This window comes from Paraburkholderia sp. CNPSo 3076, assembly GCF_026343935.1.
GTDB lineage: Bacteria > Pseudomonadota > Gammaproteobacteria > Burkholderiales > Burkholderiaceae > Paraburkholderia > Paraburkholderia nodosa.
In genome coordinates this window covers 1-8,530 of sequence record NZ_JAPMAL010000084.1, presented here as the reverse complement: position 1 = coordinate 8,530, position 8,530 = coordinate 1, and the positions used below count along the sequence as shown (strand labels likewise).

Here is an 8,530-nt window from a genome sequence, read left to right as displayed (position 1 = left end):
GTCGATGGATGGCAAAGGCGCCTGGCGCGACAACGTATTCGTCGAGCGCGTGTGGCGCAGCATCAAGTACGAAGAGATTTATTTGAGAGCCTACGAGTCGGTCAGCCACGCCCGGCGCTCCATTGGCCAATACATTGAGCTGTACAACCGCAAACGTCCTCATTCGAGCCTGGCGGATCAGACGCCCGATGAGGCATACTTCGCGACGCTGCCAGCGATCAAATCGGCAGCATGATCGCCCCGGACGTTCCACTTAAAAATCTCGGGACCTTGTCCGAACAAGCGGTGCCACCTCTGTTGCCGGGCAACTCAATGCCGTTCGCGGACCAGATTCTCGGCGCATCGGGCTTCGCTCACTTTGGTTCTGACTTCTCGAAGCAGCTCTGTGGGGCCGACGCAAAACGGTTCTCTGGGGGCGCGGAGCACGTTGTGAAGATCGCTGGCGAAGGATTATGGAAGGCTGCTGTCGATCGAGTGCAGGGGCGCTCTGTCAGTGGCGCCCAACCGCGCAGCGACGACCGCATGTTGTGCTGGGCGCGCTCATGACACAGATACTGCGCCAGTGGGCCGCGCAGGTAACGCTCAACCGCTTACAGCTCCAGTGCGTGCTGGAACACGCATCGCGCGGACAATATGCCGTCCATTTCCAGCCGGGTAAGGGCGCTACGCGAATCATCATCAGCGGGTTCGATCCGTTCACACTCGGGACACCCGGTGCAAATAATCCGTCGACCAATATCCGGATCGGTAATCCATCGGGGGCAATTGCGCTCGCGCTCGCCAATCGTAGTATTGAGCTCGTGAATGGCTCCATCGCATCATTCGAAACCTACCTGCTACCGGTGGACTACGATTCGCTCGCAAGGGGATGAAGGAGCATACGATCGAACAATTCTTCATCGGTGACGCCCGAGTCGATGCGTCAATTACGATGAGACAGGGTGGCGAGCGCGGGTTTTGGATTGAGAACTGGCACGGCCGCTATCACGCGGCCGCATTCGCAGACTACGTCGGGACGACGATTGGAGACCCGTTCGGCGCTCCACTGTTGCCTGCAATGCCGTATGCGGACATGTATCCGCCAGAGGACGTGCTCGGCACGACCCTCAGCCTTGGCAACCCGACTGGGCCAGAGCAGTACACGATAACTAGTCGAACCTGAACAATTCGGAGAGCCTTGTGCGGCGGAGCTTTGAGGCCGAAATGGTGTTGTGAGATCTTCAGGAACCTGGCACATTAACGTGAGAATCCTGCATTTTTCGATGAGGTGAGGATGGGTCCGAAGACGCCTGTGACGGAGGGAGATTTCTTCCGCCAACCGCTGCGCGAACAGATCAACCTGAAGCATCCGTTGATACGTTTGGCCGACCTCATCAACTGGGAGCGACTTGGCGCATCAATGAGCGAAAGCTTTGTATCGCGCAAGGGTCGACCGGCGACGTCTCCCAGGCTGTTCGGCGTCACGGATTTTGGGATCATTGCCGCTTAACGGACCAAAGTGTCGTGTGAAATGCGTCCAGTGCTCGATATTGGCGAGTACGTCCAGCACATTGCGCACAGGCATGCGCTTGACGATCCGCGTCAACAACCGTGCCGAGAATAGTCATCAGCCAACCCGGGAACGCGAACGGCGTATGCGGGGCTTCCGCCTGCCCGAGCGTACTCAAGCTTTCCTGTCGAACTTCGGCCCGATCCGACAGCACTTTGCCCTCAAGCGACATCGGCTACCGGCGTCAAGCTATCGCTAACAACTCGCCTTGCGATTTGCTGCGTGGCATCGCTTCACCGTACTCACCCAAAATCCGTCTACCGCTTTTTGAGCGACTGATCGCCCCTGCCAGCATTGCCTTGTCTTCTCTCTAACGTGACAAAGCCCTCCGCCGACGACGACAAGATCGAAGCACATGGTCATGATCGGGGCACCTCCCACCGAATCGAAACGGCCTCTATAGCCTCATCTCCGACGTTGTGCAACTGGTGACGCTCTCGAGGGGCGAATTGAACCGAGTCGCCTGCCTTCAACTCGATGCTCCGGCCGTCGACTACCGCACGACCATGTCCCCTGGAGAGATGCCAAAGTTCTGCCACGTCATGCGCTTCCGCAACTGTGGCGCAACCGGGAGCGACGCGAAATGACGCAAGGCGGAAAGGCGCCTTGGAATGTTCACTCGCCAAGCCATCGAACTCACGCATGGTCACACCGATAGCACAGGTGGTAACGGGGCCGCATGCAACCGTTCCATGTCGAATGCCGTCAATGTCTCCGAAGCGCGCGCTACCTTCGATTAAGACGCGATCGCCCCTTGCGTCCAGTCCTAGCCGCCCACCGCTAGCTGAGGCTTGCAACGCACGCAGACTCGAGCGGCCCAAGCGCTCGGACCAGTACGGCTGAAGCTTGCAATGCGCGGACACACACACCTGATCCTCGTCGATGGAAATCTCTGGCGCGAAAAACCGCGACACGATGTCATATTCCGCGAGCGAACCGTTTGGATCGGTACGTGCGGTCAGCACGACGCCACGACATTCAAGGCCGCGAATTGCAGCGAAATCCGGCACAAAGCGCGTGACGATAGACTCTTCCGCGACCACGGCAATCAGATCATCATAAGCACGCCGGCATTCGACCAGCGGCACACCAAGCGCGTCCGACACGGTGCGCGCCGTCGCCCTGTCAGCGGCGACGCTGAGAATGCGAGGGAAGCTCATGGTGATCGCATCGCCAGCGCGCGTGATAGCAAGCACGCCGCTCCTCGATCCGAACGTCAGCGCGTGGCCCGGCACTTCCCCTCGAGTAAATAGCCAATGCGCCGCCGCGAGCGTCGCGTGCCCACAGAGCTCGAGCTCGGCACTAGGCGTAAACCATCGTATGTCGAAGCACGCGAGTTCGTCGTGGTCCGATGACGGTGCCACAAAGGCAGTGGTCGGCAGCTTCGCATAGTGAGCCGCCGCTTGCATTTGCTCGGCCTGAGGAAATTCACGCAAGATAACAACGCCCGCGGGATTGCCACTAAAGCGGTCATCAGCAAATGCATGGACGACGTTAGGCGCCTTCTGCAGCTCCGGCGGCAACGACGCATGAGACATTCCGGCGAGATCTATCGTGGTGAAGCCGTGCTTTCGAGTCATGAAATTTTCTCCGTCATCTCTTGCGATGGCTTCCGCGACGCCGCCAAGGTTTCGCCTGACCACGTGATAGCACCGCTCATTACACCGCAATCGAAGCGCTCCATACGGAGAATGGCGTTCAAGATTCGCGCACTGCGCCATGAAAGCAGACTGAGGTAGGGATCTGCGACCCCATACTGCGAGCGCGCACCGTTTTGCAGATAGAGCCGACAGCCGAGCGGCCCATCCAGGACCACGGAAAAATCATTGCGTATCTCAAGCTCCGTATCTCCTAATGTGTTTTGCACAAACGACAGCCGGCTTCGTAAAGGCTCGAGTAACCGTGGCAGCGAGGATCTGTACCCTGTGCAGAGAATGACGACATCCGCATATGCGTGCATCACATCGCCGTTCACGCGGTCACGCACTGTCAACAAATAACCAGGCCCGTCGAGACTCATTGCCTCGACCGACGAATCGATCCGTATCTCGCAGGCGCCCGGCCTTGCCTTATGCGCCACTTCGCGCTCGTACAAGAGCTGATAGATTTCCCGAAGCGTCGAGGCGCTGACGCCATCGCCCGCCAGTTCCTGCCCCATCAGAAATCGTTCACGCGCCTCGCGTGAACGCCGTTGGAACCACATGCTGTGTTGGGGAAAGAACCATTCATTGACGAATGGGCTGTCTTCGAGGGCAAACAGATTTGGCCGACGCGACACCCACGTAATCGATGCCGGTTCTCCATGTAACCCGCGCAGTAGCGCGCTGACGACTTCGGCGCTGCTTTGGCCGCCGCCTACCACCGCCACGCTCGAACCTGAAAAATTCCGCTTTTCACTCAGGAATGCGCCGCTATGAAAAACGTTCTTTCCGCGAATTAGGCGTGCGAAGTCAGGAATGAACGGTTCCCGGCCCACACCGATGACGACCGTCTTCGTGCGCACCGTTTCTTCCTTGGCACGCACGCAAAATGAATCGCGATCTAGGTCGATTTCATTGATGGCCGTGCCGAAGCGGATATTGGGCAACCGCATGGCAGCCCATTTCAGATAATCTTGAAACTCCTGCCGCGTGATACGGTCCAACCCGCACACGACGGCTCGATAGAGGCGCCGGTGGTCCTTCAGGTACGCAAGAAACGAGTATGGGTTGGTCGGGTCGACAAGCGAGACAAGGTCTTTCAGGAAACTCGTCTGCATCAGTGCCCCGTCGACCATCAATCCTGGATGCCACGCAGGCTCAAGTGCTCGCTCAAATACAGTCACGGCAAGCTCACGCTGGTTATACGCAAGCGCAGCGAGACTCAGGTTTGCTGGACCTGCACCAACGGCGACGACAGACTCTCTGCTCATTTGACGACCTCGCGACGAAAATTTACCTTGGAATGCTCGACTACCTGCAGTCAAACCGGCTCTGACATCAATAGTGCGTCGTCACCGCGGGCCGCGGGCTTCCCGAGTGGATTCGGGCTAGCAACAGGACGTTTACGGAGACAATGGCAAGCGTTACCGTCAGCATGAGATTGATCCCGCCGTGAGCGACCAGCATTCCAGCGATGTAGGGAAAGCCAAACACGCCGGCAAAGTACGCGATCGTGAAGACTTGGGAAGTGACCGGCACGGACAATTCCGCGTCGCCGGCAAGATTGACAGCCATGCTGTTCAAGGTCGAATAGGTGAGTCCATAGCCTATGGCGAAAACGCAGGCGCTGATTACATAGACAATTGAGCTGCTGCGGTTCCAGATGAAGAGCGCTAGCGCGGCGAGTGTGGCGATGAACAGCGCGAACGCGAGCTTGCGAACAGGCAGCCCGCTGATTGCTGGCGCAAGCGTGAACCGGCATACTACGGTCGTCAAGGTGAACGTCAGGAAGAAAAGTTCCGCGGGCAGGTGTCGAGATTCTGCGTACGCCGTCTGGTAAGTCGAAAGCCCCGCAAAAGCGCAGGCGGCAAGTCCGATCATCGCAATGGGCATGCGGGTGGTCGAGCACAAGACCGATGCGGCCTGGGAAGGTGTGATGCCAACCGCTGCCATCGATAAGTGCGGCGTGCCTTGCATAAGCTTCCGGACTATCGCGAGTGCGACGGCAGCAGAAAGGCAGACACAAGCCAAACCGATATAAACGACGTAAAATGAACCGAATCGGTGCGCGAGGAAATGGCCAGTAGGTGAAGCGAATCCGAGTCCTGCCATTTGGGCGCCTGACAAAAGCGTCAAATATCTGATCCGCGCTGAAGGCTTCAAGTGGTGGATGATCTGGAGCGGCGCCAGGATATTGAACGCCGACCAACCTAGACCCAGCAACAGTCCACCGGCGAAGGCAATCCTCAAATCGACGCGTGTCAGCCCAAACGCGAGCATCGCCGCGGACATCGCCCCGGCAGCTGCGATGATCGTCGACATCAGTCCGATCCGTTGCGCTATCCAGCCGGCGAACAGCGAACTGATGATCATGGTGAAGATGCCGCTCGAAATCACGGTGCCCGCCATTGAAACGTCGAGCCCGCTTGCGCGCAGATAGTCGGCCAGCAGAAAACTTGCCCCATAGGCCGCCGCAAGCGCGGCGCTCGCAACCAGGAACGGTATGAACGCGGTGGCCTTGAGCGCGGAAGGCAGTTCGGCGGGTGCACTCATGAGTCCATGCTCGCAGGAAGGCAGTTGGAAAGATCATGTTCATGCAACAGTCGCGACTCGTGGAGATTGGGCGCCTTTGCATCCGGTATCTGACGGGTTTCCGGAAAAGCGGATGCCGATGGAGTTTCGGCATGTCCAAGCCATACCCAGATGGCGTCGGCGGTGCGCGGCATCAGCGGGGCAGCCAGGAATGCGAGGCCTTTGAGCCACGTATATGCCTTGGCTGGCGTGCGCGCTTCGTTGGCGAGATCCAGCCATGCCATAAGCGGCTTTGACGCCAGCGAAACCCGCAGCTTGTCGGGTGACAGCGCGGCGCTTTGCTCACCATAGAGCTCGACGAGCCTCGCGAACAGCGACGAATCGAATGCCGGCTCGCCGCGAAAAGCCGGATTTTCGACTATCGTGGCGCAGGCGCTTGCAACGAGCGTCCCGACCGTTGAGACGAGATGATTGTGACGGCCAAGCATGTTGCCAACACGAAAATCTGTTTCCTCTTCCTCGGGACATATTTCGGAGAGGTACACGCGCAGCGCATCCGTGTTGATGCCGTTTATGTTTCCGATATCACCAGCCCAGATTACGTGGCCGCGGCTAGTCGAGAACTTGCTGCCGTTCAGCTTGAGGAAGTAGTTGAAGTTCACGCTGTCGAAAGGACGAAAATTTTCCTGCGCAAGCGCACAACCCGTGACCCCGACGAGCACCGGAATTGTATTGTCGATCCCCGTCGAGCCGATCAGGAATGTGTCACTCCCATGCGAAAAGGAATTCGCCACACCGCGCTCTTGTGCATACCGCTCACCGCAGTAGAGATGGTGCGTATAGCAGCCTGCGGAATAGCTAAAGAGAATCTGACGATTCACGCAAGCATCGGCTTGCCATGGAACGCCATAGAGCCCGGGCAACGTCAATCGCATGGTGCCCCCGCACCGATCGACGTATCGTTGCGCGATACGCGCAAACGGTGCCTCGATGTGCATTTGCTCCCATTGCACAGTTAGCTGGGTCGGATTCCGCATGTTCAGGAAGTACGACTTGCTTTCTACCCACTCAGTGATTGTTCCCCGTCGTGAAACGGGCTTTACCGCATCCCACGGCTCGAAGTGCATGCCGCAAGCTTCACAAAAGAAGCTGCCGGCCGGCTTCAAACAGTTAGGACAACATGCGGCCAACCAGGCGCCGATGGAAAACCGGTCCTCTATAGGTGCTGTGGAAGGCAACGCATCATCAACAGGCAGTCGTTCGTCGCGTAGTTGGACTTGGTCGCTTTGTCCCAGTCTGCGCATCAGTGCTTCCCGCACACCAAAAAACGTATCGATGTTGGTGCGATGAACGGGATCATCAAACCTGTCGAGATGAATATCGAGGGCCTTCAAATCGGTCCCGATCTGCTCATGAAATCGCGCGGCCATCGTTGCCGGATGTTCTCCGAACTGCGTCGCTTTCGCAACGACATGATTTTCGAAGCCGTCCGTAGTGAGTCCGTACCAAACATCATGTCCGCTACGACGCAAGGCGCGTGCGAGGATATCCATTCGCAAAAAGGGACCACCCGCGTGACCAAGATGTGCGCGTCCGTTTGCGGTCAAATTCACGGGCGAAATAACAATTTTACGCAGCGGCGTGCGTGTATCACCTAAACCGACAAATCCAATTGCATTCCGCATCAGGTCTCCCATTCAGGTAACCAACGTTGCGCAGGATTATTTGACCGCGCTGGTAAATTGCAGATAGGTCAATATCCACTCCTATTGCTCATGGAAAAGCATACGCAATATTTGGGCCGACGCCACGATATGTGCATCGATCAGCAAGGCGCGTCGGGCGCAGCCGTCGTGGAACTCACTGAACTGCGATGGCTTGCGCGTTGCCATTTCGGACGGTAAGTCGCGCGGTGGCAAAATCCGGTGAGCAGGTTCACGAGGGTCCCGTAGAGCCAGAATGTTGCTGGCGCTGCATGCGAGTAAGACTGTTCCAACGGAGCCTGGTCAGCAGTGCCTGGCGTGACGCATTTCTTCCATTCGCGCCGACGGATGTTGGAAATGGCGGTTTCGAGACAAACGGTGCTCGAAAGCGCACACCGAACATCCTTGAAGCCCTTGGCGCTGCGAAACGATTTTTCCAGCGCCGCCAGCAGCTTGAGGGCCCAACGATGCTCGGTTGAATGATCCACTGAAAACTGATTGCGGGTTTTCTGAAGGGATCGAATTTGTCTGCGAGCCCCATCTGCCACGGCCCGGATTTTTCTGGACACAGATTGGTAGTGTCGCGATAAGGAGATGAGGTCAAGTCTAATGGGATGGACGCCCCCACCCGAAGCGGCATCAATGTGCCAAAGTGGAAGTGTCGAAGCAACCACCTGACCGAGGGGAGCGCCCATCATGAAGATTACGACAGTTGGCATCGATCTGGCGAAGAACGTTTTTGCCGTCCATGGTGTAAATGAGCATGGCCGAACGGTGCTGAAGAAAGTGCTCAAGCGAAATCACGTTTCGGAGTTCTTCGCCAACCTCCCCGCCTGCGTGATCGGAATGGAGGCATGCGCGAGCGCGCACTTCTGGGCACGCAAGCTACAGGCCATGGGGCATACGGTAAGATTAATCGCGCCCCAGTTTGTCAAACCGTACGTCAAGACGAACAAGAATGACGCGGCGGATGCCGAAGCAATCTGTGAGGCAGTCGCGCGGCCGAATATGCGCTTTGTGCCGGTCAAGAGCATCGAGCAGCAATCGGTGTTGTCGCTGCATCGAGTACGCCAAGGATTTGTACGGGCGCGCACCGCGCAGGCCAA

Annotated in this window: 8 protein-coding genes and 3 pseudogenes; 6 read left to right on the top strand and 5 right to left on the bottom strand. The window is 57.6% G+C overall.

Features of this window, described 5'->3' with window-relative positions; genetic code table 11:
• The 5 genes and pseudogenes from M3A49_RS41465 to M3A49_RS41445 all read left to right on the top strand — a co-directional run.
• Positions 1 to 235: integrase core domain-containing protein (locus tag M3A49_RS41465; RefSeq protein ID WP_133190276.1), on the top strand; the 235-nt coding region annotated here is incomplete at its 5' end.
• The gene (locus M3A49_RS41460; RefSeq protein WP_266233909.1) at positions 232 to 546 is read left to right on the top strand and encodes a hypothetical protein; all 315 of its coding nucleotides are present in this window, start codon (positions 232 to 234) and stop codon (positions 544 to 546) included. The genes M3A49_RS41465 and M3A49_RS41460, both read left to right, overlap by 4 nt.
• The gene (locus M3A49_RS41455; protein ID WP_266233908.1) at positions 543 to 872 is read left to right on the top strand and encodes a hypothetical protein; all 330 of its coding nucleotides are present in this window, start codon (positions 543 to 545) and stop codon (positions 870 to 872) included. Before M3A49_RS41460 ends, M3A49_RS41455 begins: the two co-directional genes overlap by 4 nt.
• Before the next feature lie 401 nt (positions 873 to 1,273).
• Positions 1,274 to 1,453: pseudogene (locus M3A49_RS41450) on the top strand (IS5/IS1182 family transposase); the annotation flags it as partial.
• A gap of 127 nt (positions 1,454 to 1,580) precedes the next feature.
• A pseudogene (locus M3A49_RS41445) lies at positions 1,581 to 1,820 on the top strand (IS6 family transposase); the annotation flags it as partial.
• Between the two features lie 88 nt (positions 1,821 to 1,908).
• On the opposite strand, the gene M3A49_RS41440 reads toward M3A49_RS41445, so the two are convergent.
• The 5 genes and pseudogenes from M3A49_RS41440 to M3A49_RS42870 form a co-directional block, all read right to left on the bottom strand.
• Positions 1,909 to 3,129, bottom strand: coding sequence for a PhzF family phenazine biosynthesis isomerase (locus M3A49_RS41440; protein WP_266233907.1), 1,221 nt, complete (start codon positions 3,127 to 3,129; stop codon positions 1,909 to 1,911).
• Positions 3,126 to 4,460 carry a lysine N(6)-hydroxylase/L-ornithine N(5)-oxygenase family protein gene (locus M3A49_RS41435; protein ID WP_266233906.1) on the bottom strand — a complete coding sequence of 445 codons (1,335 nt, stop codon included), beginning with the start codon at positions 4,458 to 4,460 and terminating at the stop codon, positions 3,126 to 3,128. The genes M3A49_RS41440 and M3A49_RS41435 overlap by 4 nt, the downstream gene beginning before the upstream one ends.
• A gap of 67 nt (positions 4,461 to 4,527) precedes the next feature.
• Positions 4,528 to 5,742 (bottom strand): MFS transporter, encoded by a 1,215-nt coding sequence (locus M3A49_RS41430; protein WP_266233905.1) that lies wholly within the window; start codon positions 5,740 to 5,742, stop codon positions 4,528 to 4,530.
• A complete protein-coding gene (locus M3A49_RS41425; protein WP_266233904.1) occupies positions 5,739 to 7,418 on the bottom strand; it encodes a class I tRNA ligase family protein in 1,680 nt (559 codons plus the stop codon). Before M3A49_RS41425 ends, M3A49_RS41430 begins: the two co-directional genes overlap by 4 nt.
• 419 nt (positions 7,419 to 7,837) lie before the next feature.
• Positions 7,838 to 7,915 (bottom strand): annotated as a pseudogene (locus M3A49_RS42870) (IS6 family transposase); the annotation flags it as partial.
• A 205-nt stretch (positions 7,916 to 8,120) separates the two neighbouring features.
• On the opposite strand from M3A49_RS42870, the gene M3A49_RS41415 reads away from it, so the two are divergent.
• On the top strand, positions 8,121 to 8,530 hold a 410-nt coding region (locus tag M3A49_RS41415; RefSeq protein ID WP_266233902.1), incomplete at its 3' end, for an IS110 family transposase.

Bases quoted from the DNA above. Each gene is read 5' to 3' on its own strand.
- M3A49_RS41460 (WP_266233909.1), top strand. From the start codon at position 232: ATGATCGCCCCGGACGTTCCACTTAAAAATCTCGGGACCTTGTCCGAA.
- M3A49_RS41455 (WP_266233908.1), top strand. From the start codon at position 543: ATGACACAGATACTGCGCCAGTGGGCCGCGCAGGTAACGCTCAACCGC.
- M3A49_RS41440 (WP_266233907.1), bottom strand. From the start codon at position 3,129: ATGACTCGAAAGCACGGCTTCACCACGATAGATCTCGCCGGAATGTCT.
- M3A49_RS41435 (WP_266233906.1), bottom strand. From the start codon at position 4,460: ATGAGCAGAGAGTCTGTCGTCGCCGTTGGTGCAGGTCCAGCAAACCTG.
- M3A49_RS41430 (WP_266233905.1), bottom strand. From the start codon at position 5,742: ATGAGTGCACCCGCCGAACTGCCTTCCGCGCTCAAGGCCACCGCGTTC.
- M3A49_RS41425 (WP_266233904.1), bottom strand. From the start codon at position 7,418: ATGGGAGACCTGATGCGGAATGCAATTGGATTTGTCGGTTTAGGTGAT.